Below are 25750 nucleotides of genomic sequence, written 5' to 3' on the forward strand. Positions count from 1 at the left end.
GCGGTGGTGGTGGCGGTGGCGGCAGTTCGCAGGAAGAAAGTGGCTTCCTGTCGGGACGCGGTCGCATCGTCGCCGACGAGCGCACCAACACACTGATGATCAGCGACATTCCGAAGAAGATCGCGCGCATGCGCGAGTTGATCAGTGTCATCGACCGCCCGGTCGACCAGGTGCTGATCGAAGCGCGCATCGTCATCGCTACCGACACGTTCGCGCGCGAGCTGGGTGCCAAGTTCGGCATCAGCGGCAGCCGCGACAACGTGTATTTCAGTGGTGACCTGGAGGCCAACGCCAAGACCCGCGAATCGCAGGTGGACACCGCCAACACCAACGCGAAGGCCGAGCGCGACTGGATCGCCGGTGGCCGTGTGGGCCCGCCGCCGGTGTCGGTCGGTTCGGCCATCACCCGCGGCCTGAACTGGAACCTGCCGGTGGCAGCGGCCAGCAACCCGGGTTCGCTGGCACTGTCGATCCTCAACGCGGGCTATCTGCTTGATGTGGAATTGTCGGCCATGCAGGAAGAGTCGCGTGGTGAAGTCATTTCCAACCCGCGCGTGGTGACCACCAATCAGCGCGAGGCGCTGATCAAGCAGGGCAAGGAAATCGGCTATGTCACCATCAGTGGTGGCGGTGCTGGCGGCGCACAGACCCCGAACGTCCAGTTCAAGGAAGTGGTTCTGGAACTGAAGGTCACTCCGACCATCACCAACGACAACCGCGTGTTCCTCAACATGGCGGTGAAGAAGGATGAGGTCGACCAGCTGATCCAGCTGCAGGGCTACGGTACCGTGCCGTCCATCAACCGCCGCGAGGTCAATACCGCCGTGCTGGTGGAAGATGGCCAGACCGTGGTGATCGGCGGCGTGTATGAATTCACCGACCGCAACAGTGTCAGCAAGGTGCCGTTCCTGGGCGACGTGCCGTTCCTCGGCAACCTGTTCAAGAAGCGCGGTCGCAACAAGGACAAGGCCGAACTGCTGGTGTTCGTGACCCCGAAGGTCCTGCGCGTGGCGCGCCAGAACTGAGACGTTGCACCTGTTGCATCCGACCGGGGCCGCCACGTGCGGCCCCGCGTCGTTTGCCCAGGTAGATCCACGCCATGCGTGGAGGCTGTTCAGCCGTTCTTGATGCCAGCAGCCGGATGGCCTGCGATGATGTGGGGAACCCGAGCCATCCCGCGCCGGTCAAAGGCCCCCATGAACCTGCCTCCGCCGATGCCCGAATCCATTTCTCCGCCGCCTGCCCCCGTCACCTCGCGACTGCATGCGGCCTTCAGCAACCTGCGCGATGCACTGTCGGCCGAGATCGTTGGCCAGGCGGCGCTGGTCGAACGCTTGCTGATCGCCTTGCTGGCCGATGGCCACCTGCTGGTGGAAGGTGCCCCGGGCCTGGCCAAGACCACGGCTATCCGGGCCTTGGCAGCTCGGCTGGAAGCAGACTTTGCACGTGTGCAGTTCACCCCGGACCTGCTGCCTTCGGACCTGACCGGTACCGAGATCTGGCGCCCGCAGGAAGACCGTTTCGAGTTCGTGCCGGGGCCGATCTTCCATCCGATCCTGCTGGCCGATGAAATCAACCGCGCGCCGGCCAAGGTGCAGTCCGCGCTGCTGGAAGCCATGGGCGAGCGCCAGGTCACCGTCGGTCGCCATACCTACGCGCTGCCATCGCTGTTCCTGGTGATGGCCACGCAGAACCCGATCGAGCAGGAAGGCACCTTCCCGCTGCCGGAAGCGCAGCTGGATCGATTCCTGATGCATGTACGCATTGGTTATCCGGACCAGGCGGCCGAGTCGGAGATCCTGCGGCTGGCCCGCGAGCGTGCCCGGGGTGCGCTTGGTGAGGCCGCAGCGGCGCCGGAAAAGTTGCCGATGCAGGATGTCTTCGACGCGCGCCGCGAGGTGCTGGAGCTGCACATGGCCCCCGCGCTTGAGCGCTACCTGATCGAGCTGGTGCTAGCCTCGCGCGATCCTTCGCGCTACGACGCCTCGCTGGCGCGCCGCATCGCGTGGGGCGCCAGCCCCCGTGGCTCCATCGCACTGGAACGGTGCGCACGGGCGCGGGCGTGGTTGGCTGGGCGTGATTTCGTCACCCCCGACGACGTGCGTGCCGTGGCCGCCGATGTGCTGCGCCACCGGGTCCTGCCCAGCTATGAAGCCGTCGCCGAAGGGTGGGATGGTGAGCGCTTGGTGCAGGAGCTGCTGGCCCGGGTACCGGCACCCTGAGTGCGCGCATGACCGGCACGACCATCGGACCTGCTCCGGCTACCAGCGAAGGCGATGGTCTGCGACCGCAGCTGGCCGAGCTGGTGGCATTGCGCCGCCTGGCACAGCGCCCGCCGCCGCCTCGCCGAGGGCGCGCGGGCAGCGCAGGCCAGGCACCTTCGCCGCTGCGCGGACGCGGCATGGAATATGCAGAATCGCGCGAATACGTGGCGGGCGACGACGCGCGCCACATCGACTGGCGCGTCACTGCGCGCACCGGTCGCACGCACACCAAACTGTTCCAGGCAGAGCGCGAACGGGTCACCCTGATCGTTGCCGATACGTCGCCTGCGCTGTATTTCGGTACCCGTGTGCGCTTCAAGTCGGTGCAGGCAGCGCGCGCGGGTGCCGTCGCGGCATGGTCCGCACAGCGTCGCGGCGACCGCATCGGTGCATTGCGCGGCAGTGATCGTGAAGCGCCGATCGCGCCGGCCGGCGGTGCCCGCGGCGTACTGCGCGTACTCGATGCACTCACGCGCTGGTACGCGCAGCCACCCGCCGATGACCTCGGCCTGGAGCGCGCGCTGGACCATGCCGGGCGGGTGCTGCGGCCCGGCGCGCGGATGCTGGTACTGGCCGATCCGCAGCAGGCGGTCCGCATTCCGCCGGCGCGCTGGAGCGCACTGGCCCAACACCATGACTTGAGTCTGCTGCTGCTGGTCGATCCGCTGGAGCTGCAACCGCCAGCGGCGCCGCTGCAGTTTCTCGCCGCACAGCAGCGCATCGGCCTGGACCTGCGCCGCAGCGATGTACAGGCACACTGGCAAGCGCATTTTGTTGAACCCCTGCAGCAGCTGCGCAGCCAGCTCGCCGCGCGTCGCGTCGATGTGCAGGTGCTGTCCACCGATGCGGCCAGCGACGCCTGGCTGGCACCGGCAGCGACGGAGGTGCCGGCATGAGTGCCTCCCTGCCACTGCGTGATGTGCAGTTGCCGGCTTCGCCCTCGTGGTGGCCGCCGGCTCCCGGTTGGCTGATGCTGATCGCCCTGTTCTTGCTGGTGCTGGCGATCGTTGCTGCGGTGGTCTGGCGTCGTCGTCGTCGTCGCCAACAGTGGGTGCGTGTGTTCGATCAGGAGATTGCGGCAGTGAACGGAGCGCCGTCGGAGCTGGCGGCCATCGCCAGTCTGCTGCGGCGTGCGGCGCGTCAGGCGCGACCCGGCAGCGAAGCACTGCGCGATGACGCGTGGTGGCAGCATGTCGATCCCAAGGACACCCTGCCGCCTGCGCAGCGCAACCTGCTGGCCGAGGGCGCGTATCGTCCAAGCGTGGATGCCGCTGCCGTGGCCGACGTGCGCGCGTGGGCACGGGCGCGCTACTTGGCGTTGCTGCAGGAGCGCCGCCGATGAGCGCGCTGGCAGCTTACTGGCCCTGGCCGGATCTGCAGCTGGCATGGCCGCTGGCACTGCTGGCACTGCCGTTGCCGATCCTGATGTACGCGTGGAAACGGCGTGCCGACCCGGGCGCCGCGCTGCGCGTGCCCTACGCCGCCGCCGAACTGGAATCATTGGCCGGTGGCGGGCGCATCGGGGTTTCCTGGTTGCGCAGCGGCTTGCTGTGGTTGGGCTGGCTGGCGCTGTGCGTGGCGATGGCGCGGCCGCAGCAACTGGGTGAGGCGATCACCCCGCCACAGGAAGGCCGGCAGATGATGCTGGCGATGGACGTGTCCGGCAGCATGAGCGAGCCGGACATGGTGCTCGGCGCACAGGCGGTGGAGCGCCTGACCGCTGCCAAGGCAGTATTGGCCGATTTCCTCGACCGTCGTGCCGGCGATCGCGTCGGCCTGCTGGTGTTCGGTGACCGTGCCTACACGCTCACGCCGTTGACCGCGGATCTGTCCAGCGTGCGCGATCAACTGCGCGACAGCGTGGTCGGCCTTGCCGGACGCGAGACGGCCATTGGCGATGCCATCGCGCTGGCTGTCAAACGCCTGCGCAGCCAGCCCGAAGGGCAGCGTGTACTGATCCTGCTGACTGACGGTGTCAGCAACGCCGGTGTGCTGGAACCCCTGCGCGCCGCCGAGCTGGCGCGTGCCGAAGGCGTGCGCGTGCACACCGTGGCCTTTGGCAGCGACGGCAGTGCGCGGTTCTTCGGCATTCCGGTGGCCGCCGACCGCGACCCGGTGGATGAGGCAACGTTGCGCAGGATCGCTGAGATGACCGGCGGCCGCTTCTTCCGTGCGCGTGACACCGACCAGCTGGTCGGCATCTATGCCGAACTGGACCGGCTGGAGCCGATCGCCGCGAAGGGACCGACACTGCGTCCGCGCAACGAGCGCTATGCGTGGCCGCTGGCTGTCGCGTTGCTGCTGGGTGCGTTGGCGTGGGTATGGCCGGAGCGCCGCCGATGAGCGCCACCTTCCTGAAGATGCCCGACTGGAGCGCGTTCGAGTGGAGCACGTTCGAGTGGAGCGCGCTGCATTTCCTGCGCCCGGAGTGGTTGTGGATGTTGGCGGCACTGCCGCTGATCGTGGCGGTGGCCATATACCGGCAACGGCGCAGCGATGCCTGGCGGCAGGCAGTCGATGCCCACCTGTTGTCGCACCTGCTGGCTGGCGAGGGAAAGCGACGCGTGCGCCTGCCATGGGCGTTGCTGCTGGGCTGGACCCTGGCGGCACTGGCGATGGCTGGCCCCAGCTGGCGGCAGCAGGCGCAGCCGGTCTATCAGGCCAGCGCGCCGCTGGTGGTGGTGCAGGATCTGTCCAGTCGCATCACCGCGACCGACCTGCCACCCTCGCGGCTGCTGCAGGCGCGGGCAAAAATCGGTGCGTTGCTGCGCGCTCGTCAAGGCGGGCAGGTGGGTCTGGTGGTGTATGCCGAAGATGCCTATACCGTGGCGCCGTTGACCGACGACGCTGCAAACGTGGCGCTGTACCTGGATGCGCTGGCGCCGGAGGTGATGCCGCGTGATGGCCAGCGCGCTGATCGTGGCATCGACTGGGCGGTGCAGTTGCTGCGGCAGACCGGTGCCCTGCGCGGCCAGATTCTCCTGGTCAGCGACCAGGCCGACAGCGAAGCGGTGCTTGCGGCAACGCAGGCGCGTGGTCTCGGCCTGCAGGTGTCGGTGCTGGGCCTGGGCACGCCGTCCGGCGCCGCCTATCGCGATGGTCAAGGCCAGATCGCACAGGCTGCGCTGGATGAAACCAGCCTGCGTGCCGTCGCCACCGCAGGCGGCGGGCGTTACCAGCGCATCGCCAGCGATGATCGCGACCTGCAGGCACTGGACGTGCTGGATGCCAGCGAAGGCGGCGCACTGGAGCGGCCCGGGCAGGCCCGGCAATGGCAGGACGAAGGCTATTGGTTGTTGCCGCCGGTGATGCTGCTGGCACTGCTGGCATTCCGTCGTCGCGCGGTACTGGCGGCGGTGCTGGCCGTGGGTCTTCTGCCCTTGAGCGGGCAGCTGCAGGCACAGCCACGCGCGCCGACAGCTGCACCGGCACCTGCAGCGGGCACGTTGTGGGAACGTGCCGACCAGCGTGAGCATGCGCGCCTGGCTGCGGGCGTGCAGGCCTACCGTCAAGGTGATTTCGCTACTGCCCGCAAGCAGTTCGAAGGCATCGACAGCGACGCTGGCTGGTACAACCTCGGCAACGTGCTTGCCCGTCAGGGCGACTACGACGGCGCCATCGCCGCCTACGACAAGGCCCTGACGCGCCACCCGCAGATGGCCGACGCCGTCGCCAACCGTGCCGTGGTCGACGCCGCGCGCAAGCGTAAGCCGCCGTCGAGCAACAGTCAGGGGCAGGGCAAGGGGCAGCAGAAACCGCAGCAGGGCCAGCAGCAGAACCAGCAGAACCAGCAGAACCAGCAGGGCCAACAAGGTCAGCAAGGTCAGCAGAATCAGCCGCAGCAAGGCCAGCAGAATCCGCAACAGGGCCAGCAGGGCCAGCAAGGCCAGCAAGGCCAGCAAGGCCAGCAGCAACCGCAGGGCCAGAAGGGCCAGCAGAACCCGACGTCTGCAGGCTCCGGCCAGCAGGGTGCGAAGCAGGAGCCGCCGCAGGCAGCCGACGCGCAGGCCCAGGCGCAGGCCGATGCCCAGCAGCGTCAGCGCATGCAGCAGGCCCTGCAGCAGGCGCGCGCCGGTGAGGCTGGCAAGACGGCAGTGCGCGGCGATGGCGGCACGCCGCAACAGCGCGAGGAACAGCAGGCCGTGGAGGCCTGGATGCGGCGCGTACCGGATGATCCGGGGGCATTGCTGCGGGCCAAGTTCCAGTTGGAAAACGAACGTAGAAAGAGGGAAGGGCGATGACAGGCATGGCGAGCAGGCAATTCCGGTGGCCTCTGCCTGTGCTGGCGATGCTGCTGCTGTGGCTGCCGATGGTGGCCATGGCGCAGACGCGTGCCTGGCTGGAACAGGACAGCATCGCCGCCGGTGATGCGGTCACCCTGCACATCGAGACCGACGAAGGTGCACCGGACTATGCGCCGTTGAATGCCGATTTCGCGCTCAGCGCGCAGAGCAGCAATCGCCAGGTGCAGTGGAGCAATGGCGGCGTCCAGCAGCGCAACCTCTATACGGTTGCGCTGACGCCGCGCCGCACCGGTACGCTGCAGGTGCCCTCGTTGCAGGTCGGCAGTGCACGCACCGCTCCCCTGTCGCTGCAGGTCAGTGATGCAGTGGTGGCGACCCCGCAGAGCAATGCCACTGCCTTCATCGAAACCGAGGTGGATGACCCGACGCCCTATGTGCAGCAGAGCGTGGGCGTGGTGGTCAGGCTGTACTTCGCCTCGCAGCTGGCATCAGGTGAACTGGTGCTCGACACCCCCAGTGGCGCTTCGCTGCAGCGGGTGGGGGAGGATCGCAGCGACGTGCGCCAGGTCAACGGGCGTCGCTACAACGTGGTCGAACGTCGCTTCCTGCTGATTCCCGAGCGCAGCGGTGCGTTGCGTCTGCCTGGCGCGCGCTTCACCGGCCGCAGTGCCGGGGGCTTCTTCGATGACTTCTTCGGCAGCGGTGGCGATGGCCGCATGAATGCTGTCGGTGCCGAGCGCACGCTGCAGGTGCAGGCGCAACCGGCGCAGGCCGTGCAGCCGTGGTTGCCCCTGCACAGCCTGCAGCTGCGCTACACCACGGCACCGAGCAGTGCGCGCACGGGCGAAGCGGCCACCGTGATGGTCGAAGCGATCGCCAACGGCGCTACCCGGGCCCAGTTCACCGATCTGCCCGTGCCCGACCTCGGCGACGCCGCGCAGGTGTTCGCCGAACCGGCCCAGTACGAGGAGACCTTCAACGGCAGCACGCCACGCCTGAAGATCACCCGGCGCTATTCGATCGTGCCGCGGCAGGTTGGATCGCTGCGTGTGCCGGGGCCGCGCGTGGCGTGGTGGAATGTGGACAGCGGCAGTGCCCAGCAGGCCAGCCTGCCGGATCTGGAGCTGGCTGTGGCCGCAGGCCGGGCCGGCGCGCCCGTGGCACAACCGATCGATACCGATGCCGCGCTGCCGGAAGACGCCGCCCCTTCCGTTGCATCCTCTCTCGCACCAACCTCAGCCGGCACCCGGCCGTGGCCGTGGATGGCCGCCGCCGCAGGTCTGGCGCTGCTGTGGCTGTTGACCCTGGCATGGGGATGGCGACGTGGGCGCCATGCGGTCGCCCATGCCCGCCCGGTTCTCCGCACTGGGGCCACTGCACCTGCGCCGTCGTCGCGTGCCAGTGTGGCCGAGCTGCGCCGGGCCATCGATGGCGAGGGCTTCGACCAGGTGGAGGCGCTGCTGTGTTCTATGGCGGGCGTGGAGCGCCTGGAACAGGTGATCGAGCGCCTGGCCGATCCGGCCCAGCGGCAGACCCTGCAGGCGTTGCAGCAGGCGCGCTGGGGCGGGATGGGTGATGTCACCGCGCTGCGGGCCCGTCTGCGCGAAAGCTTCCGTGACGGACCGCACTGGTCGGCCGCCACCAGCGCCGTCGACACTGGGCTGCCGCCGCTGTATCCACCGCGGCAACCCTGAACCGGCGCGGCTTGCGCGCTTTGTTAGAGTAGATTCATTTTTCGAGGAATCCCGCGCATGACAGCAGCTGCTGCCGACAAGAAGAAGTTGCCCCTGCATTGGAAGATGGGCATCGGCTTTGCGATCGGCCTGGTCCTGGGACTGATCGTGCATGCCCTGGGCGGCAGCGTCGAAGGCCTGCAGACCGGTGCCAAGTGGGTAATGGACTACATCACCACCCCGGCTTCGGGCCTGTTCCTCAACCTGATCTTCATGCTGATCGTGCCGCTGATCTTCTCGGCGCTGATCATGGGCGTGTCGGAGATGGGCGACATCCGCGCCCTTGGCCGCATCGGCTGGAAGACGTTGGCCTACACCGTGCTGCTGTCCGGCATCGCCGTGGGCATCGGCCTGGTGCTGGTCAACCTGCTCAAGCCCGGTGCCGGCGTCGATCCGCAGGTGGCCGCGCTGATGCTGTCGGAGAACGCCGAGCGCAGCAAGGAAATCGTGGCTGGCATCCATGGCACGCCGAAGGGCATGGACATGCTGCTGTCGATCGTGCCGAGCAACGTGCTGCAGGCCGCTTCGGACAATGGCGCGATCCTGTCGCTGATGTTCTTCGCGCTGATGTTCGGTATCGGCATGGTGCTGACCGACGAGGCCAAGGTAGCCCCGCTGCGTCGCGCCATCGAAGGCGTGTTCGAAATCTCGATGACCCTGATCAACCTGGTCATCCGCCTGGCGCCGTATGCCGTGGCCTGCTTCATGTTCAACCTGGCCGCGCTGTTCGGCTTCGACCTGATCATCCGCCTGGGTGCCTACGTGGGCGTGGTGGTGCTGGCGTTGGGCCTGCACATGGTGGTGACCTACGGCACTGCGGTATGGCTGTCGGGGCGTTCGCCGCTGGCGTTCTTCCGGCAGACCCAGGAGGCCACGGTGATGGCCTTCTCCACCGCCTCCAGCAACGCCACGCTGCCGACCGCGCTGCGCGTGGCCGACCAGATGGGCCTGCCGCAGCGCGTATCGCGCTTCGTGCTGACCGTGGGCGCCACCGCCAACCAGAACGGCACCGCGCTGTTCGAGGGCGTGACGGTGATCTTCCTGGCCCAGTTCTTCGGTGTCGACCTGAGCATCGGCCAGCAGGTCATGGTGATGGCGGTCTGCATTCTCGGTGGTATCGGTACGGCCGGTGTGCCGTCCGGCTCGCTGCCGGTGGTGGCGATGATCTGTGCGATGGTCGGCGTCAATCCGTTGGGCATCGGCCTGATCCTGGGCGTGAACCACTTCCTGGACATGTGCCGCACCGCGCTGAACGTGACCGGCGACCTGGCCCTGACCACCCTGGTGGCCAAGGGCGAAGCGCCGGACACCCCGGCCGAGGCCGCTGCCGCCGCGGCCCGTCTGGACAACTGACCCAGGCAATACCTGATCGGGGTCGGATCCCTTTTCGCAGGAAAGGGCTCCGACCCCTTTTCATATGCGGAATCCACCGGAAATCACGACATTGCCGGCCAGCGGCCGGCACGACCGCCTTGTTGGCCTGACCCCACCCGGCGTCTGTGGGACAATAGGCCGCCCGCAGTTCCGCGGCCGCCTCCCGATTCCGACAGAACCATGACGCAGCCTACCCGTCGCCAGTTGGCCAACGCCATCCGCTTCCTCGCCGCCGATGCGGTTGAAACCGCAAAGTCCGGCCACCCCGGCATGCCCATGGGCATGGCCGACATCGCCGAAGTCCTCTGGAACGACTACCACCGTCACAACCCGAACAACCCGCAGTGGTTCAACCGGGACCGCTTCGTGCTGTCCAACGGCCACGGCTCGATGCTGCAGTACGCGCTGCTGCACCTGAGCGGCTATGACCTGCCGATCGAGCAGCTGAAGGCATTCCGCCAGTTGGGCAGCCACACCGCCGGCCATCCGGAGCGTCATGAGACCCCGGGCGTGGAGACCACCACCGGTCCGCTGGGCCAGGGTTTCGCCAATGCCGTCGGTTTTGCCTTGGCCGAGAAGCTGCTGGCACAGCGCTTCAACCGCCCGGAGCTGGAAATCGTCGACCACCGTACCTGGGTGTTCATGGGTGACGGCTGCCTGATGGAAGGCATTTCCCACGAAGCCGCCTCGCTGGCCGGCACTTGGGGCCTGCACAAGCTGGTCTGCTTCTGGGATGACAACCACATCTCCATCGACGGCAACACCGAAGGCTGGTTTACCGACAACACCCCGGAGCGTTTCGAGGCCTATGGCTGGAACGTGGTGCGCGGCGTCGATGGCCACGATCCGGAGAGCATCAAGGCCGGTATCGAAGCGGCCCTGTCGCAGGACGGCAAGCCGACCCTGATCTGCTGCCGCACCACGATCGGTTTTGGTTCGCCGAACAAGGCCGGCAAGGAATCCAGCCACGGCGCACCGCTGGGCAAGGACGAACTGGAAGCCACCCGCAAGGCGCTGGACTGGAACTACGGCCCGTTCGAGATTCCGGAAGAGATCTACGCCGGCTGGCGTGCCGGCGGTACCGGCACCCTGCGCCAGGCCGAGTGGGAGCAGCAGTTCGACAAGTACGCTGCGCAGTATCCGGCCGAAGCCGCTGAACTGACCCGTCGCTCGCATGGCGATCTGCCGGCCGACTTCGTTGCCAAGGCCGACGCCTACATCGCCCAGGTTGCCGCCGAAGGCCAGACCATTGCCTCGCGCAAGGCGTCACAGCTGGCCATCGAAGCCTTCGCACCGCTGCTGCCGGAAATCGTGGGCGGTTCGGCCGACCTGGCACACTCGAACCTGACCCTGTGGAAGGGCAGCAAATCCGTCGCCACCGACGATGCCAATGCCAACTACGTGTACTACGGTGTGCGCGAGTTCGGCATGACCGCGATCGCCAATGGCCTGGCCCTGCACGGTGGCTTCATTCCGTTCGATGCCACCTTCCTGGTGTTCAGCGATTACGCCCGCAATGCCGTGCGCATGAGCGCGCTGATCCCGGCCCACGCCATCCACGTCTATACCCACGACTCGATCGGCCTGGGCGAAGACGGCCCGACCCACCAGCCGGTGGAGCATCTGGCCTCGCTGCGCTACATCCCGAACAACGACGTGTGGCGCCCGTGCGACGCGGTCGAGTCGGCCGTGAGCTGGAAGGCTGCGATCACCCGCCAGGACGGCCCGAGCTGCCTGGTGTTCAGCCGCCAGAACCTGCCGCACCAGCCGCGCGACGCCGAGCAGATCGCACAGATCGAGCGTGGCGGCTATGTGCTGGCTGATGCTGCCGGCACCCCGGACGTGATCCTGATCGCGACCGGTTCGGAAGTCTCGCTGGCGACCGAAGCGAAGGCGCAGCTGGATGCGGCCGGCCTGAAGACCCGCGTGGTCTCGATGCCGTCCACCGATGTGTTCCTGCGCCAGGATGCGGCCTACCGCGAATCGGTGCTGCCGAACGCCGTGCGCAAGCGCGTGGCGATCGAAGCCGGTATCACCGGTTTCTGGCGCCAGTTCGTCGGCCTGGACGGCGCAGTGATCGGCATCGATACCTTCGGTGCCTCGGCCCCGGCCGACAAGCTGTACCAGCACTTCGGCATCACCACCGCGCACGTGGTGGAAGCCGCCAAGGCGCTGTAAGCCGCACCGCAATGGAATACGGGGAGGCCGGCGCAAGCCGGCCTTTCTCGTTTGCGGAGCGAAACGAATCGCCCGCGCGCCAGTAGATCCACGCCATGCGTGGATAGGCGTTACATCGCGTCCCGCACTTCCATCAGTGCAAACCCCAAAAGATTCAATCCGCGCCACTGCGCCGGGTTGTGTGCGTCGGCGTGATCCTTGGCCAGGCCGATTCCCCAGACAACATCCACCGGACTGGCTTCCACCAGGACCTGATCTTCCGTGGCGCGCAGGAAATCGCCGAGCGCCGCATTCTGCGAGAACTTGGCCCGGTTGCCTTCGACCACCAGGGCGTAGCGCGCCTGCGCCCACAGAGCCTCGTCGAAGCCCTCGATCTTCCGGCCCAGCGCTTTCACCTTGTCAGGCGTGCGGCTGGCGAGAACCTGTTCGAGGATGTCGGTGGCACCAAACAGTCGCGCTTTGCCGGCCATCATGAAGTGCTCGGCGGTGGCGTAGTGCACGCCGTCGATGTTGAAACCTGCGTCGTACCACTGGCTGAAACACGACGCCGCCACGCCTGTGCGCGGCGGCTGGTGACCCCAGAAGCAGAGATAGCGCAGGTGCTCGCCATCGGCCTGGCGGCGTTGCAGGTCATGCAGGAAACGGGAATCGTCGCTCATCCGCACAGGATAGCGTGCCGCGCCACTGCGGCAGGTGCCAATCCTGGTTGGCACTGATCGTTATCCGCCGGGCATGGCCCGGCGCTACCATCCGCGCAGCTACGCGGTGCGTGCCAGGGCCAGCCTCAACAACCGTGCATTGAGCCGTTCGCCGACGTCCTTGGGCGACTGCAGTTCCATCCGTTGCAGGTACACGGCATCTCCGTCACCAGCAGGTTGCCACAGCGCGTCCCACACGGTGCGCAGCTTGCTGCCGCGCGTCTGCGTGTTGGCCTTCAACCAGCCCAGCGCCTTCACCAGCACCTGTTCGATCTCGGTGAAGTCGCTGCCCAACGGGTAATCGGGCAGGGTGCCATCGTTGCGGAACGGCGCCAGCGCCGCCGCCAGTGCCTGTGGTGTATTGCGCTGCTGCCGCTGCGCATCGGGCTGTGCCGTTGCTGCCAGCTTGCGCGCCGCGAAGGCCTGCTGCAGCAGCGCGCCCTGGAATGGCGCCTCGGTGATTGCCGCCATCGCGTGCACGCAGTCGTCGTCGGTCAGGCCGCGCACATCGGCGATGCCGTACTCGTTGAGATAGATGTCACGCAGGTGGCGCGGAATGGTCGTGTGACCGTAGTTCCAGCGCACATTGGATTCGCGCTGGCCACGATCATCACGCGCGGCGCGGAACATCAACACACTGCGTGCTTCCGGCAGCGCATGCGCCATCGCCACGAAGTTGTACTGGCCGCCCACACCGGAGACTACGCGTCCATCTTCCAGTGCATCGGACACCGCTGCGCCCAGTACGGTGGCCATCATGCAGGAATTGAAGAAGCGCGCGTGTCGGCGCTGCAGGCGTTCCAGTGTTTCGTTGCCGCCATACAGCTGGTTGATCTCGCTGATGCGGCGCATGCCGATCGCCCGGCATTCGTCCTCGGGCAGGGTGCGCAGCCATTCGTAGAATTCGGATGAGCCCAGGTAGAACGCGCCGTGCAGATATTCGCCCTCCGCCTCCAACGTGGCGTGATCGATGGACAGCGTGCTGCCGTTCTCGATGCGCTGCATCAACGCCAGGTCATCATGCACCTTGCGCTTGATCACGCCGGTCTGCACCAGCCGGCGGAAGCCCTCGTTGAGCATTTCGCTGCAGCCGTACAGGCCGATCTCGAACGGCTCCAGCCCGCCGATCTCCTGTACCAGCGGATGGCTGGCCAGTTGCGGGTCCAGTGCATCCAGCACGCGCCGGTAGCGCGCGTTGTCGGTGTGGCGCAGTACCAGTGCATGGCTGAGTGCATCGGCCAAGGTGCCGATGCCGATCTGCAGCGTGCCGCCGTCGCGCACCAGGGTGCTGGCATACAGGCCGATGGCGTAGTCGGCGTCGGCCACCGGTTGCCGCGGCAGCCCGAACAACGCCGGATACGGCGGCGGCGGGGTGATGACCAGATCGAAGAAGGACACGTCGACCGTGGCCGTGCCGCCCAGATACGGCAGCTGCGGATCGATCTCCGCAACCAGCAGCGGGCGCGGCAGGCCGCGTGCGGTCATCGCGTCCAGCGTGTCCTGGGTGATGTCGTTGTTGCAGGACAGCGACAGGCGCCGGTCGTCCGGGCGCATCGCTACTTTCTGCACGATCACCTGCGGCGCGCGCTGGGCCACGGCGTCGGCAGCGTGGGTGTAGTTGAGGCTGGTGTAGCTGGACTGTGCCTGCCGCGAACCGAGCAGGGCACCGGACTGCATGTAGAACTCTTCCACCTGCACATGCGCTGGCAATGCGTCGCGCGCGATTGCATCGGCATAGGCCAGGCGCGGGAAGTCTTCACCGAAATGGCGGGACGCGAACGGCGCCATGAAGCGCGCTTCCAGGCCATCTCCCTTCGCCTGCGGCGGGTTCAACGACAGCGCGGTGTACAGCTGCAGCGGCCGCGACGGGTCCTGTTCCACACGCGCATACAGGGCGTTGAGCAGGCGGTGGGGTTTGCCCAGCGCCAGCGGCGCACCGATCCGCAGCGGCCCGTCCACGCGCGCGAACAGCCAGTCAACGGCGGCGTCGAGGTCGGTGAGGTGTTCGGTCATCCGGGGCGGTCCTGCTTGGGGGGAGTGCTGGCATTACAGCATGTCGGGCTTGAACCGCCGTCGACGCGAGACTTCGGCACCGGCCACCATGAACCGGCCATCGCCGCGGTAATGCACCGTACGCGGCAGCTTCGGCCGTGGCGCCACGTGTGCGCGCACGATTTCCCAGATGAAGAGATTGCTCGATTCGACCTTGCTGTCGTCATGCAGGCGGCACTCGAAACTGGAATGGCACTGGCCTACCAGCGGTGCCCCCACGTCCCGCGCCGGCAGCGCATCCAGGCCGAACCGTTCGAACTTGTCCACGTCGCGGCCGCTGCAGTTGCCGATGTCGACCACGGTGTCCAGCAGTTCGACCCCCGGCACGTTGATCACGCATTCGCCGCTGCCGCGCGCCAGGCCGAAGCTGTGGTTCTCGTTCCACAGGTAGGTGGCCACCAGCGAGGGCGAAAAGCCCATCACCATGTGCCAGCCCATCGTCATCAGGTTGCGCTGGCCACGCCAGGAGGTGGTGACCAGCACGATCGGGCCGGGTTCGAGGAAGCGCCGGGCCTGTTCGACGGGGAAATCACGCTTGCGCAAAGGCTTCATGCCGGTACCTGCGGTGGAGGCCCCTCATGCTGGCGCAGGCGCGATGAAGTACGGGTCTAGGGGTTGACAGTCGGTTCGATTACGCGCGTAATCAATTCATCGATTACGGATGTAAACCATGACCCCGATCAGTGAAGCCGAGGCCGTAGTGATGGAGGTGCTCTGGCAGCAGGCACCGCGCACCGCCGATGACGTCGTGGCCGCACTGGCCCACCGCAACTGGGCCGAGCCGACCATCAAGACCCTGATCAACCGGCTGCTGACCAAGGGCGCGATCGCCGCCGAGCGCGATGGCCGGCGCTATCTGTACCGGCCGCTGCTGCAGCGCCAGGCATGGGTGCAGGCGCAGAGCCAGGACTTCCTCGGGCGTGTGTTCGAAGGCCGGGTGGCGCCGCTGGTGGCGCATTTCAGCGAACGCGGTCAACTGAGCGCGCAGGACATCGCCGAACTGAAGAAGCTGATCCAGGAGCTGGATGATGAATGAGCTGCTCGACGGACTGTGGCGGGCCAGCCTGTGGCTGGCGCTGGGCGCGGCCCTGCTGGCGGTGACGCGGCCGTTGCTGGTGCGATTGGGCGGCGCCGGGCTGGCTTACCGCAGCTGGTGGCTGCTGCCCCTGCTGTTGGTCACGCTGTTGATTCCCCTGCCACAGGTCGCGCTGTTGCAGCATGTGCCGACCTTGCCGCTGAAGGTCGTGCCGGAATCCGTGGACAGCCTGCCGACGGCGTCGCTGCAATGGCCTTTGGTGCTGCTGCTGGTGTGGGCGCTGGGCACAGGCACCTGCCTGCTGCGCGACCTGCGTGCACAGCGTCGCTTCGAGCGGAACCTGGGCGCGCTGCGGCCACGTGCCGATGGCAGCTGGCAGGCCAGCGCTGATCCCGGGCTGCCGGCGCTGGTGGGCCTGTGGCGGCCACGCATCGTGGTCGGCCCGGATTTCGACCAACAGTTCAGCGCGCAGGAGCAGCGCCTGATCCTGCAGCACGAGCACAGCCATCGTCGCAATGGCGATCACTGGGCCAACGGCGTGCTGCTGCTGATGCGCGCGGTGTTCTGGTTCCACCCGCTGCTGCCATGGGCCGCACGTCGTTTCCTGCGTGACCAGGAACTGGCCTGCGATGCCCGCACCATTGCCCCGCAGCCCGCGCTGCGCGGCCTCTACGCCAGCACGCTGCTGAAGGCGCAGCTGGTCCACCCGGTTGCGCCAGCGGTCTGCCACTGGCGCAGCCAACCTGTGTTGAAGGAGCGTATCGCCATGTTGAAGCAGTCCAAGCGGAAGGCATTGCCGTGGGTGTCGGGTCAGGTGCTGGTGGTCGGGTTGTGCCTGGGGATGGGGGCGGTGGCGTGGGCGAGCCAGAGTGGCGCAATGGCGGTCGGCCCAGTGGCGGCTGTCATGGATCGGGAGATCCAGGTCGACAAGATGCCGCCGCCGAGCTACCCGAAGAGCGCGTTCGAGCAGAGCCAGACAGGCGTGGTGGTGCTCCGCGTCGACGTTGATGCGCACGGTGCTGTCAGCGATGTGCGTGTAGTGAGCGCCACCAATCCGGGCGTATTCGAAGCGGTATCGATTGCAGCAGCGCGAAGCTGGACCTATCGCCCGGCGCTGAAGAACGGCAAGCCGGTGGCGGGCGCCGTGCGCATTCCGATCACCTTCGCCATGGATGAGAACGACGACGTGACGGAGACCACCAGGTGATGCGCTTCGCACTGCTGATGGCAGCGGGGATGCTGGCGGGCTGCGCCACCCAGGAACGGCTGAGCACCGTCGACACCCGCAATGAAAGCGTTGGCCATCAACGTCTGCATGCGGAAGGAAAAGGCGGCAGCGGCCAGGTGCAGGCGTACACGCTGGGTGCAACCGAAGGCTATCGGATGCCGCAGCTGTATGTGGCGCCGGATCCGCAGATCGGTGATCGTGACCCGCGCACCGAACTGGCGCCGACCACCATCTGCCTGCAACTGGTGATCGATGCCGAAGGCGCTGTCGAGCGAAGCCTGGCGCTGGTCGGCCGCAGCGAATGCGCTGCAGGCGCGGCAAGCGAGAACGCGCCGCTGTTGCAGGCGGCGCAGGAGGCGGTGGCGATGTGGAAGTATTCACCCGCCGCCGTCTGCCACTTCGCACCGGGCAAGGTGCCGAGCGATCGTGGCGACTGCGAAGGCGCCGAGCGCGTCGAACCGGTGCCGGTGAGCCTGCTGTATGCCTTCACCTTCGAGATCGTGAAGGGCCAGCATGTGGTGCGCACGCAGGGCAAATGATGCCGCGTCATTCCCGCCGCGATGAAGCGACCGTGCGGCCCCTACGCTCCGCCCTGGATGTTCGCCTTCACCGCCGGCTGCATCAGCTGCGGTTCTGCCAGGGTCGCATCACGCGCCTGACGCACGCTGACAAATTCGGCTTCGGCCACGCCGTCATGCACGTGGATGTTGTGCGCGCGCTGTTCACCGATGGTGGTTTCGTTGGCGAAATCGCGGCCGCCCGGGCCGTAGTCGTGGCAGACGAACACGCGGGTGGCATCGGGCAGGGCAAGCAGACGCTGGATCGAGCGGTAAAGCTGCGCGGCGTCGCCGCCGGGGAAATCGCAGCGTGCAGTGCCGCCATCGGGCATGAACAGCGAGTCGCCGGTGAAGACGGCATCGTCGATCAGATAGGCGATGCTGTCGCTGGTGTGGCCGGGGACGGCGATGATGCGCCCCTGCAACTCTCCCAGTGCAAAGGTCTCGCCGTCGGCGAACAGGTGATCGAAGATCGCATGTTGATCGGGCAGCTGCAGGCCATAGCGCGGTGCGAACGTGGCCTGCACCGCGCGGATGCCTTCGCCGATGGCCAACGTCGCCTGCGGGAACCGCTGCTTCAGTCGACGCCCCGCCGACACGTGGTCGGCATGGGCGTGGGTTTCCAGCAGCCAGCGCACGTGCAGCTGCTGCTGCGCGATGGCATCGAGCATCGCGCGCACCGGCGATTCGCTGCTGGCGTCGGTATCCGGGTCGTAATCCAGTACCGGGTCGATCAGCGCGGCCTCCCTGCTGGCCGGGTCGCTGACCAGGTAGCTGAAGGTGTTGCTGTCACGGTGGAAGAACGATTGCACCTGGACCGACATCGGATACTCCTCAGCGTGTGGCGAGCACGCGGTTCAGCAACTGCGCCAGGTTTTCACCCGCCAGTCGCAGCTGCGCTTCGGCCACAGGTCGGTAGCGCGTGGTGTAGTCGTCGCCGATCTTACGCGAGGCAGGGTAAACGCCAGGTTGCACGGAAATGCGGCAGCTGGCTTCGGCCCAGGTGACCGGGTCACGCTGCGGGTTGGACTGGCGTGCCAGCTTCGGCGCCGGCAGCGCGCGCAGCACCGGCAGGTAACCGGCATCGTCGACCTTGCGGGTATTGAGCATGCCGCTGTCCCACAGCGAGTGCAGGTTGGTACCGCGGTTGCCGAACTGCAGCTGGAAATCGTTGCCGCCCTTGTCATGGCCGTAGCCGGCGTGCATCGGCTGATGGATGTCGCCAACCAGATGCACGACGAACTTCAGCGCCTGCAGGCGCTCGCCATCGGTCAGGCTGCGGTCGCCGAGGATCGCGCTCTGCGCCTTCAGCGCTTCGACGATGCAGTTGCCGCTCTTGCAGTGCTTCGGCGCCTCGTAATGGCAGCCATCTTCGGCGATGTTGACGTAGTGCCAGCCGGCCGAGCGACGGCCGAGGCCGGGATCCTTGGCACGCAGCTGGTCGGCCCAGGGCGCGATGCTGGCCAGGGTGGCACCGGGTTCGGTGGCCAGCAGGCGATCAACCTCGGTGCGTGCGGTCGGGTTGAGGCGGCTGTCGGCGACTTCGGCGACAAGGCGGTGGCCTTGCGCGCCCCAGGCATGGGCGGGTGCGGACAGGGTCAGCAGGGCCGGCGCGAGAGCGGCGGCGAGGAACAGGGAGTGCAGTGCTTTCATCCGCTCATTCTAGCCAGCGGGGGAGATGGGTGGTTGATGGAAAGCGGCGCGTTCCTGTTCGCTGGGCAGCTGGCTGCAGGGGCAGGCGCTGCGGGACACGCCGCAAGTACGTCCCTGTAGGCTCGGCCGCGGCATCCATGCCGCGGACGGTCCCGCAGCGCCTGCCCCTGCAGCCACCATCCAACATGGCCGCGCTGGCGGATGCAAACGTCAAAAGCAGAATCAGAGTCAAATGCAGGATCACATCCTGCGGCGCGCAATCGCATCCGGCCGATGGCAACTGCGACGTGCGGATGCCGGCTTCTGCTTGCGCTTGCGCGCGCGCAAAAAATGGAAGGGCGAGGCAGGGGGAGGGGACGGGACCGTTGGTGCCATGGATGGCGCCATCGAGCCCCCAGTGATGGGTTTACGGCGTGTCTCGGCACCTTCCCCTGCCTCGACCCACACCGGTACCTGCGCCCGTCGTGCCCAACAAAAAAAGCCCCGGCACACACATACCGGGGCAACATGCTGCGAGGGTTTTGCCTGTAGCGGGGGAGCGGGGGCGAAGCCCCCGCCAAACAACCCCTTAGAACTTGAAGACGTACGACGCGCCGTAGACCAGCGGATCGATGTTGACCGTGCCGATCTTCTCGCCGTCCAGCTTCACCTTGCTGTCGATGTCGATCCAGCGCATGTCCACGCGCAGTGCGCCCTTCTCGCCAATCGCGAAGTCGATGCCCGCATGCGCGGCCAGGCCCCACGAATCCTGCAGCTTCAGCTTGCTGCCTGCCAGCGCACCGGTGGTGTCTTCGCTGAAGAAGGTGGTGTAGTTCAGGCCGGCGCCGACGAACGGCGACACCTTGCCCTTGCTGTTGAAGTGGTACTGCAGGGTGACCACCGGCGGCAGCTGCTTGGTGCTGCCCACGCGGCCCAGGCCGTTGATGTTGATGTCGTGCTTGAACGGCAGCGCCGCCAGCACTTCGATGCCCAGGTTGTCGGCGATGAAATACTCACCGGTGATGGTTGGCTTGACGTCGTTGTCGACGTCGACCTTCAGGGTGCCACCGGCCAGCCAGCCGTTGTTCGACTTCGGGGCGACCTGGTGCACGCCGGCGGAAATGGTCCAGTCGCCCTTGGACTGGGCCATGGCCGGGGCGGCGGCCAGCGACAGGGCGGCGGCCAGGCTGGCCACGATCAGGGGGGAGGTCTTGCGCATGGGGGTGATCTCGTTGCTGGGTGGATGTGGCCAGTCTCGGCCTCACGCCGCGCTAACGCTTTGATCCGGATCAAATCCTGTCCGGCCCCCGTCCCGGGGCCGGCCTTGGCCGGCGGTGGTCAAGGCCGGCCTGCTAGACTTGTGGGCCCTATCCACCCCGCCGCACCTGTCGCGGCTGCAGGAGCTTGAGAACATGGCAATCAAGGTTGGTATCAACGGTTTCGGTCGCATCGGGCGTAACGTCCTGCGCTCGGCGGTGCTGAACTTCGGCGACGACATCGAAATCGTGGCCATCAACGATCTGCTGGAGCCGGATTACCTGGCCTACATGCTCAAGTACGACTCCGTGCACGGCCGTTTCAGGGCCGACGTAGCCGTCGATGGCAAGGATCTGCTGGTCAACGGCAAGAAGATCCGCCTGACCCAGGAACGCGATCCGTCCAACCTGAAGTGGGACGAAGTCGGCGTCGACGTCGTGCTCGAAGCGACCGGCCTGTTCCTGGACAAGGTCAGCGCGCAGAAGCACATCGATGCCGGCGCCAAGAAGGTCATCCTGTCGGCACCGTCGAAGGACGACACGCCGATGTTCGTGTTCGGCGTGAACGACAAGACCTACGCCGGCCAGGCGATCATCTCCAACGCCTCGTGCACCACCAACTGCCTGGCGCCGCTGGCCAAGGTCATCAATGACAAGTGGGGCATCAAGCGCGGCCTGATGACCACCGTGCATGCGGCCACCGCCACCCAGAAAACCGTCGATGGCCCGTCCAACAAGGACTGGCGCGGCGGCCGCGGCATCCTGGAGAACATCATTCCGTCCTCCACTGGTGCAGCCAAGGCTGTCGGCGTGGTCATTCCGGAACTGAACAAGAAGCTGACCGGCATGAGCTTCCGCGTGCCGACCTCGGACGTGTCGGTGGTCGACCTGACCGTCGAGCTGGAAAAGGAAGCCACCTACGCCGAGATCTGCGCCGAAGTGAAGGCACAGAGCGAAGGCGCGCTGAAGGGCATCCTGGGCTACACCGAGGACAAGGTGGTTGCCACCGATTTCCGCGGTGAAACCCACACCTCGGTGTTCGATGCCGACGCCGGCATCGCCCTGGACGGCACCTTCGTCAAGCTCGTGTCGTGGTACGACAACGAGTGGGGCTACTCCAACAAGTGCCTGGAAATGGCCAAGGTCGTCGCAGCCAAGTAAGGCCTGCGAAGATCGTCGCGCGAACCCCGGCCTGGCCGGGGTTCGTCGTTTAAGGGGCCCGGCCTGACGTAGCATGGGCCCGTCGACCGCCGCCATCGTGGCGCGGGATCGCATTGGAAGGCGAGGAATGGAAGCACTCTTGGTCCTGGCAGTACTGGTCCTGCTGGCGATACCGCTGCTGCTGGTGGCGGCGCTGGTGATGATTGCCGGCCTGCGCCGGCGGGTCGCCGCGCTGGAGGCCGCACAGACCGTGCAGGTCGCGCCCACTCCGGCAGGGACGGTCGGCCGTGCGCCCTCGGCCGTGGCCGAGCCGCCGCGCGCGCCTGCGGCAACACGCGAGCCCAGCAGCGAACCCTCGTTCCTGCGGCCCACGGCGGCCCCTTCATCGACGCCGGTCGCCGCCCGCGAGGAGCTGCCGCCGCCGGCCCAGCCCGCGCGTCCGCTGCCGCCACCGCCGTTGCCACCGGAGCCGACAGTGCCGCCGCTGCCGGCCGAACCGGCCCTGCCGAACCTGGTCGAGCGCGCGATTGGCGCGGTCAAACACTGGTTCACCCAGGGCAATGTGCCGGTGAAGATCGGCATGCTGGTGCTGCTGGCCGGTGTTGCCGCGCTGCTCAAGTACGTCAGCGATCAAGGCTGGCTGGTGGTACCGGTAGAACTGCGGCTGGCGGGCATCACCGTCGGTGCGCTGGGCCTGCTGGCCTTCGGCTGGCACCAGCGCGAGCGCCGGCGGATGTTCGCGCTGGCCTTGCAGGGCGGCGCCATCGGCGTGCTGCTGCTGACCATCTTCGCTGCCTTCAAGCGCTTCGATCTGCTCGCGCCCGGTTTCGCTTTTGCCAGCTCGATCGCGCTGGTGGCGGGGCTGTGCGTGCTGGCGGTGGTGCAGAACTCGCGTACGTTGGCGGTGCTGGGCATCCTGGCGGGCTTCATGGCGCCGCTGTGGCTGTCCACTGGCAGCGGCAACCACGTCGGGCTGTTCAGCTACTACGCGGTGCTCAACGCGGGCATTTTCGCCATCGCCTGGTATCGCCCGTGGCGTGTGCTGAACCTGCTCGGTTTCGCGTTCACCTTCGGCATCGGCACCTTCTGGGGCGTGCTGCAGTACGACGCGACCAAGTTCGCCAGCACCGAACCGTTCCTGCTGCTGTTCTTCGCCTTCTATCTGCTGATTCCGCTGTTGTATGCGCGCCGGCAGCCGGCCGGGCGTCGCGATCTGGTTGATGGCAGCCTGGTGTTCGGCACGCCGCTGATCGCCTTCTCGCTGCAGGCCGGCATGCTGCACGAACAACCGATGACGCTGGCCCTGTGTGCGCTGGGCCTGGCCGCGATCTATGCATTGCTGGCACGCGCTCTGATCGCGCGCGCGTCGTACACGGTGCTGGCGCAGTCGCATGCGGTACTGGCCGTGGGCTTTGCGACGCTGGCAGTGCCGTTGGCATTCTCGGCGCGTGCCACCGGCGCGGTATTCGCGCTGGAAGGCGCCGGTCTGGCCTGGCTGGGGTTGCGCCAGAAGCGCTGGTTGCCGCAGGTGACCGGTGCGCTGCTGCAGCTCGCCGCCGCATTCGCGTTCGTGGTGGGTGCCGACCATTGGCACCAGGACCAGCGCTTCCTGCTCAACCCGACCGCGATCGGCGCGCTGCTGCTGGCCGTGGCAGGTTTCGCGGCGGCGTGGAGCTACCAGCGCAGGCAGCGCCATGACTTCGCCCTGGTGTACTACCTGTGGGGCCTGCTGTGGTGGTTGGGCGGTCTGGTGCATGAAATCGGCCGCTTCTTCCAGCATTCGGTGCAGGCCGATGCCGTGCTGGTGCTGGCCGCCGTCACCGCCTGGTTGGCGTCGGAAGTACAGCGCCGCATGCCGGCGCGTGCGCTGGGCGTGACCGCGCTGGTGATGCTGGCAGCGGGCTTCCCGTTGGCGTTGCTGCAGAGTGATGCACACCAGCAGCCGTTTGCCGGCTATGGCGCGCTGGCGTGGGCCGTGTTCGCCGCGCTCGGCGTGCGCAGCCTGCTGTGCCTGCGTCAGGGCAGTGGCGGCGTGGCCCGTATCGCGCAGTTCCTGTGGTGGCTGCTGTGGCCGTCGCTGCTTTCGCTGCTGGCCTTGTGGGGCGGCGGGGACGCGCGCCTGGCGCAGGGCTGGACCGCGTTGCTGGTGACCCTGCCGTGGTTGCTGCTGGCGGCGCTGTCGCTGTGGCGCTGGAACGTGCTGCGCTGGCCGCTGGGTGCAGCGTTTGATCCGGTGCGCCTGCCGCTGCAGAGCGTGATTTTCGCGGTGCTGGCGTTGGCCTGGTTGTTCGGCCTGACCGTGGCGGGTGACGCCACGCCGTTGCCGTGGCTGCCGCTGCTCAATCCTGCCGAACTGGCACAGTGGGTCAGCCTGCTGCTGATCGCGCGCTGGCTGTATGACGCGCAGGGACCGGCGCCGCTGCAGCGGTTGCGTGTGCCGGTGCTGGCCGTGGCCGGTTTCATCGCGTTGACCAGCACCGTGCTGCATGGCGTGCATCACTGGGGTGGGGTGGTCTGGGATCCGACGATGGCCCGCTTCAGCCTGGCCCAGACCAGCCTGACCGTGTTGTGGAGCGTGCTCGGCGTGATCGCCTGGGTGTGGGGCTCTCGTCGCGGCCAGCGTGTGCTGTGGATGGTCGGTGCCGTGTTGATGGCCGTGGTGCTGGCCAAGCTGGTGCTGATCGACCGACAGCACCTGGGCAACCTGCTGGGAATCGCATCGTTCATCGCCTACGGCCTGCTGTGCACCGTGGTGGGCTACCTGGCGCCCGCGCCGCCGAGCGCGCCGCCAACCGTGGAGGAAAACCAATGAGGAAGTGGAGCCGAGCGTTGCTGCCGGTATTGTTCGGGGTGGCCGGTGCAGTTGCTGCACAGGCCACGGACTACCGCGCGCAGTACGCCGAACAATGGCCGCTGAGCCTGTCCAGCGCGCAGTCCGGTGCCTACCGGGTGGTGCTGGAGCCGGCGATCTATCGCCGTGCAGGCGCAGCCGATCTGGGCGACCTGCAGGTGTTCAACGCCGCTGGCCAGGCATTGCCGTCGGCGCTGCTGGCGCCGGACCAGCCGTTGGCGCAGCCACCGGTGCAGCGCGAGCTGCCGTGGTTCCCGCTGCCGCCGCTGGCCGAGGCCCAGCGCAACGACCTGCAGCTGCTGACCGAGCGCGATACCGACGGCCGTGTGCGCCGGGTCGAAGCTCGCCTTGGTGGTGGTGCGGTAGCGAACGGGCAGGGTGGTTGGTTGATCGATGCCAGCGTGCTCGGCCAGCAACCGTTGGCAGCGCTGGTGCTGGACTGGGCCGAAAGCAGCCAGCCACTGCAGGCGCAGGTACAGCTCGATGCCAGCGACGATCTGCAGCGCTGGCAGTCGATCGCCCGCGACGTCCCCCTGGTGGACCTGCAGCGCGCGGGCAAGCGCCTGCTGCAGCGCCGCCTGCAGGTCGACAGCAACGTGCGCTACCTGCGGATCCTGCCGCAGGGCGAGGCGCGCCTGCCGGAGCTGCGCAGCGTCCTGGCGGAACTGCCGCCGGCGCCGGCAACGGTGCCCTGGGAGTGGCTGTCGCTGACACCGACAGCGCAGGGCAAGGGCGAGTTCACCTTTGAACTGGATGGCCGATTCCCGGTGACCCGCGCCGACGTGGCCAGCACCGACAACAGCCTGGTGCAGTGGACCTTGTTCAGTCGCGATGACGCTGCCGCGGAGTGGCAGCGCCGCAGCGCGCCGTGGATTGCCTATCAGCTGCAGCAGGGTGCCCCGGGCCAGCGCCAGCAATCGGCGGCACAGCCGTTGGGCGGCATGTACCGCGACCGCTACTGGAAGCTGGTGGCGAGCCCGGTGGAGACCACCAGCGCCCCGACGCTGCGCCTGGGCTATCAACCGGAAGTGATGGTGTTCCTCAGCCAGGGCGCAGCGCCCTACGCACTGGCCGTGGGCAGTACGACCGCGCGCCGCGCAGAGGCACCGATCACGGTGTTGATCGAGGAACTGCGCCAGCGCAATGATCCGTCGTGGCAGCCGACGCTGGCACGCTTGGAAGGCAGTCCGGAGACGCTGGCCGGTGATGCGGCGCTGAAGCCGCAGCACGACTGGAAGGCGTGGCTGCTGTGGGCGCTGCTGGGACTGGGGGTGCTGGTTGTCGGCGGACTGGCGTTGAGCCTGCTGAAGCAGAAGCCGTCGCCTTCGGCGTAGTTCGCAGCGAACGGCGCAGCCCCTCGTGGGTGGTCGGTTGGTCGCATGGAGCAAAAGCCGCGCTTGGCCGGGCGGGTGGACTGGGCAGGGGACGCCGCAAGTACGTCCTTGTAGGCTTGGCAGCCGCATTCATGCGGCTGACACCCCTGCCC

General features: G+C 67.3%; 21 protein-coding genes. 15 read left to right on the forward strand and 6 right to left on the reverse strand.

The genetic code is table 11. The annotated features are described in order from the left end of the window. From pilQ to tkt, 9 genes are all read left to right on the forward strand, one after another. On the forward strand, positions 1 to 1025 hold a 1025-nt coding region (pilQ, locus tag GIW57_RS21205; RefSeq protein WP_236512700.1), incomplete at its 5' end, for a type IV pilus secretin PilQ. A 171-nt stretch (positions 1026 to 1196) separates the two neighbouring features. Further along, positions 1197 to 2222: a MoxR family ATPase gene (locus GIW57_RS21210; protein ID WP_236512702.1), complete on the forward strand. Its 1026-nt coding sequence runs from the start codon at positions 1197 to 1199 to the stop codon at positions 2220 to 2222. A gap of 8 nt (positions 2223 to 2230) precedes the next feature. Continuing rightward, positions 2231 to 3160, forward strand: coding sequence for a DUF58 domain-containing protein (locus tag GIW57_RS21215; RefSeq protein ID WP_236512704.1), 930 nt, complete (start codon positions 2231 to 2233; stop codon positions 3158 to 3160). Beyond that, positions 3157 to 3606, forward strand: coding sequence for a DUF4381 domain-containing protein (locus GIW57_RS21220; RefSeq protein WP_236512705.1), 450 nt, complete (start codon positions 3157 to 3159; stop codon positions 3604 to 3606). The genes GIW57_RS21215 and GIW57_RS21220 overlap by 4 nt, the downstream gene beginning before the upstream one ends. Next, entirely contained in the window at positions 3603 to 4607 is a 1005-nt protein-coding gene (locus GIW57_RS21225; RefSeq protein ID WP_236512707.1) for a VWA domain-containing protein, read from the forward strand. The genes GIW57_RS21220 and GIW57_RS21225 overlap by 4 nt, the downstream gene beginning before the upstream one ends. A 17-nt stretch (positions 4608 to 4624) precedes the next feature. Further along, positions 4625 to 6505: a tetratricopeptide repeat protein gene (locus GIW57_RS21230; RefSeq protein WP_236512736.1), complete on the forward strand. Its 1881-nt coding sequence runs from the start codon at positions 4625 to 4627 to the stop codon at positions 6503 to 6505. Then, positions 6502 to 8202, forward strand: a complete 1701-nt coding sequence (locus GIW57_RS21235; protein WP_236512709.1) for a BatD family protein — start codon at positions 6502 to 6504, stop codon at positions 8200 to 8202. Before GIW57_RS21230 ends, GIW57_RS21235 begins: the two co-directional genes overlap by 4 nt. A gap of 57 nt (positions 8203 to 8259) precedes the next feature. Then, a complete protein-coding gene (locus GIW57_RS21240) occupies positions 8260 to 9594 on the forward strand; it encodes a dicarboxylate/amino acid:cation symporter (protein ID WP_236512711.1) in 1335 nt (444 codons plus the stop codon). A gap of 201 nt (positions 9595 to 9795) precedes the next feature. Then, entirely contained in the window at positions 9796 to 11793 is a 1998-nt protein-coding gene (tkt, locus tag GIW57_RS21245) for a transketolase (RefSeq protein WP_100460210.1), read from the forward strand. A 110-nt stretch (positions 11794 to 11903) separates the two neighbouring features. Here the strand turns inward: tkt and GIW57_RS21250 are convergent, their stop codons facing one another. The 3 genes from GIW57_RS21250 to GIW57_RS21260 form a co-directional block, all read right to left on the reverse strand. Beyond that, entirely contained in the window at positions 11904 to 12452 is a 549-nt protein-coding gene (locus tag GIW57_RS21250; protein WP_236512713.1) for an NADAR family protein, read from the reverse strand. Positions 12453 to 12551: 99 nt separating this feature from the next. Beyond that, on the reverse strand, positions 12552 to 14504 hold the full coding sequence (locus tag GIW57_RS21255; protein ID WP_236512716.1) for an acetyl-CoA hydrolase/transferase C-terminal domain-containing protein: 1953 nt from the start codon (positions 14502 to 14504) through the stop codon (positions 12552 to 12554). A gap of 33 nt (positions 14505 to 14537) precedes the next feature. After that, positions 14538 to 15095, reverse strand: a complete 558-nt coding sequence (locus tag GIW57_RS21260) for a flavin reductase family protein (protein WP_236512718.1) — start codon at positions 15093 to 15095, stop codon at positions 14538 to 14540. Positions 15096 to 15213: 118 nt separating this feature from the next. On the opposite strand from GIW57_RS21260, the gene GIW57_RS21265 reads away from it, so the two are divergent. Genes GIW57_RS21265 through GIW57_RS21275 form a run of 3 tightly spaced genes read left to right on the forward strand, consistent with a single transcriptional unit; the run spans position 15214 to position 17346 of the window. Next, positions 15214 to 15579, forward strand: coding sequence for a BlaI/MecI/CopY family transcriptional regulator (locus GIW57_RS21265; protein WP_236512720.1), 366 nt, complete (start codon positions 15214 to 15216; stop codon positions 15577 to 15579). Continuing rightward, positions 15572 to 16786 carry a TonB family protein gene (locus GIW57_RS21270; RefSeq protein WP_236512722.1) on the forward strand — a complete coding sequence of 405 codons (1215 nt, stop codon included), beginning with the start codon at positions 15572 to 15574 and terminating at the stop codon, positions 16784 to 16786. Before GIW57_RS21265 ends, GIW57_RS21270 begins: the two co-directional genes overlap by 8 nt. Next, positions 16786 to 17346 carry a hypothetical protein gene (locus GIW57_RS21275; RefSeq protein WP_236512724.1) on the forward strand — a complete coding sequence of 187 codons (561 nt, stop codon included), beginning with the start codon at positions 16786 to 16788 and terminating at the stop codon, positions 17344 to 17346. Before GIW57_RS21270 ends, GIW57_RS21275 begins: the two co-directional genes overlap by 1 nt. A 41-nt stretch (positions 17347 to 17387) precedes the next feature. On the opposite strand, the gene GIW57_RS21280 is transcribed toward GIW57_RS21275, so the two are convergent. The 3 genes from GIW57_RS21280 to GIW57_RS21290 form a co-directional block, all read right to left on the reverse strand. Continuing rightward, positions 17388 to 18188: an MBL fold metallo-hydrolase gene (locus GIW57_RS21280; RefSeq protein WP_236512726.1), complete on the reverse strand. Its 801-nt coding sequence runs from the start codon at positions 18186 to 18188 to the stop codon at positions 17388 to 17390. A gap of 10 nt (positions 18189 to 18198) precedes the next feature. Next, positions 18199 to 19017, reverse strand: coding sequence for a S1/P1 nuclease (locus GIW57_RS21285; RefSeq protein WP_236512729.1), 819 nt, complete (start codon positions 19015 to 19017; stop codon positions 18199 to 18201). Between the two features lie 568 nt (positions 19018 to 19585). After that, on the reverse strand, positions 19586 to 20215 hold the full coding sequence (locus GIW57_RS21290; RefSeq protein ID WP_099820845.1) for an OmpW family outer membrane protein: 630 nt from the start codon (positions 20213 to 20215) through the stop codon (positions 19586 to 19588). Between the two features lie 193 nt (positions 20216 to 20408). Here GIW57_RS21290 and gap point away from each other — a divergent pair, with 193 nt between their 5' ends. The 3 genes from gap to GIW57_RS21305 all read left to right on the forward strand — a co-directional run bounded on the left by gap (position 20409) and on the right by GIW57_RS21305 (position 25598). After that, complete coding sequence (gap, locus tag GIW57_RS21295) at positions 20409 to 21413, forward strand: type I glyceraldehyde-3-phosphate dehydrogenase (protein WP_236512730.1); 1005 nt, start codon at positions 20409 to 20411, stop codon at positions 21411 to 21413. A 127-nt stretch (positions 21414 to 21540) separates the two neighbouring features. Then, the gene (locus tag GIW57_RS21300; protein WP_236512732.1) at positions 21541 to 24225 is read left to right on the forward strand and encodes a DUF2339 domain-containing protein; all 2685 of its coding nucleotides are present in this window, start codon (positions 21541 to 21543) and stop codon (positions 24223 to 24225) included. Then, positions 24222 to 25598: a DUF3999 domain-containing protein gene (locus GIW57_RS21305; protein ID WP_236512734.1), complete on the forward strand. Its 1377-nt coding sequence runs from the start codon at positions 24222 to 24224 to the stop codon at positions 25596 to 25598. The genes GIW57_RS21300 and GIW57_RS21305 overlap by 4 nt, the downstream gene beginning before the upstream one ends. Positions 25599 to 25750 lie beyond the last annotated feature (152 nt).

The organism is Stenotrophomonas sp. PA-6-5C, from assembly GCF_021605635.1.
Classification (GTDB): Bacteria; Pseudomonadota; Gammaproteobacteria; order Xanthomonadales; family Xanthomonadaceae; genus Stenotrophomonas; species Stenotrophomonas lactitubi.

What these genes read in the sequence shown, in the direction of transcription:
- GIW57_RS21265 (WP_236512720.1), top strand. Translation starts at nt 15,214, where the DNA reads ATGACCCCGATCAGTGAAGCCGAGGCCGTAGTGATGGAGGTGCTCTGG.
- tkt (WP_100460210.1), top strand. Translation starts at nt 9,796, where the DNA reads ATGACGCAGCCTACCCGTCGCCAGTTGGCCAACGCCATCCGCTTCCTC.
- GIW57_RS21240 (WP_236512711.1), top strand. Translation starts at nt 8,260, where the DNA reads ATGACAGCAGCTGCTGCCGACAAGAAGAAGTTGCCCCTGCATTGGAAG.
- GIW57_RS21220 (WP_236512705.1), top strand. Translation starts at nt 3,157, where the DNA reads ATGAGTGCCTCCCTGCCACTGCGTGATGTGCAGTTGCCGGCTTCGCCC.
- GIW57_RS21225 (WP_236512707.1), top strand. Translation starts at nt 3,603, where the DNA reads ATGAGCGCGCTGGCAGCTTACTGGCCCTGGCCGGATCTGCAGCTGGCA.
- GIW57_RS21260 (WP_236512718.1), bottom strand. Translation starts at nt 15,095, where the DNA reads ATGAAGCCTTTGCGCAAGCGTGATTTCCCCGTCGAACAGGCCCGGCGC.
- GIW57_RS21300 (WP_236512732.1), top strand. Translation starts at nt 21,541, where the DNA reads ATGGAAGCACTCTTGGTCCTGGCAGTACTGGTCCTGCTGGCGATACCG.
- GIW57_RS21285 (WP_236512729.1), bottom strand. Translation starts at nt 19,017, where the DNA reads ATGAAAGCACTGCACTCCCTGTTCCTCGCCGCCGCTCTCGCGCCGGCC.
- gap (WP_236512730.1), top strand. Translation starts at nt 20,409, where the DNA reads ATGGCAATCAAGGTTGGTATCAACGGTTTCGGTCGCATCGGGCGTAAC.
- GIW57_RS21210 (WP_236512702.1), top strand. Translation starts at nt 1,197, where the DNA reads ATGAACCTGCCTCCGCCGATGCCCGAATCCATTTCTCCGCCGCCTGCC.
- GIW57_RS21290 (WP_099820845.1), bottom strand. Translation starts at nt 20,215, where the DNA reads ATGCGCAAGACCTCCCCCCTGATCGTGGCCAGCCTGGCCGCCGCCCTG.
- GIW57_RS21270 (WP_236512722.1), top strand. Translation starts at nt 15,572, where the DNA reads ATGAATGAGCTGCTCGACGGACTGTGGCGGGCCAGCCTGTGGCTGGCG.
- GIW57_RS21305 (WP_236512734.1), top strand. Translation starts at nt 24,222, where the DNA reads ATGAGGAAGTGGAGCCGAGCGTTGCTGCCGGTATTGTTCGGGGTGGCC.
- GIW57_RS21255 (WP_236512716.1), bottom strand. Translation starts at nt 14,504, where the DNA reads ATGACCGAACACCTCACCGACCTCGACGCCGCCGTTGACTGGCTGTTC.
- GIW57_RS21250 (WP_236512713.1), bottom strand. Translation starts at nt 12,452, where the DNA reads ATGAGCGACGATTCCCGTTTCCTGCATGACCTGCAACGCCGCCAGGCC.
- GIW57_RS21235 (WP_236512709.1), top strand. Translation starts at nt 6,502, where the DNA reads ATGACAGGCATGGCGAGCAGGCAATTCCGGTGGCCTCTGCCTGTGCTG.
- GIW57_RS21215 (WP_236512704.1), top strand. Translation starts at nt 2,231, where the DNA reads ATGACCGGCACGACCATCGGACCTGCTCCGGCTACCAGCGAAGGCGAT.
- GIW57_RS21275 (WP_236512724.1), top strand. Translation starts at nt 16,786, where the DNA reads ATGCGCTTCGCACTGCTGATGGCAGCGGGGATGCTGGCGGGCTGCGCC.
- GIW57_RS21230 (WP_236512736.1), top strand. Translation starts at nt 4,625, where the DNA reads ATGCCCGACTGGAGCGCGTTCGAGTGGAGCACGTTCGAGTGGAGCGCG.
- GIW57_RS21280 (WP_236512726.1), bottom strand. Translation starts at nt 18,188, where the DNA reads ATGTCGGTCCAGGTGCAATCGTTCTTCCACCGTGACAGCAACACCTTC.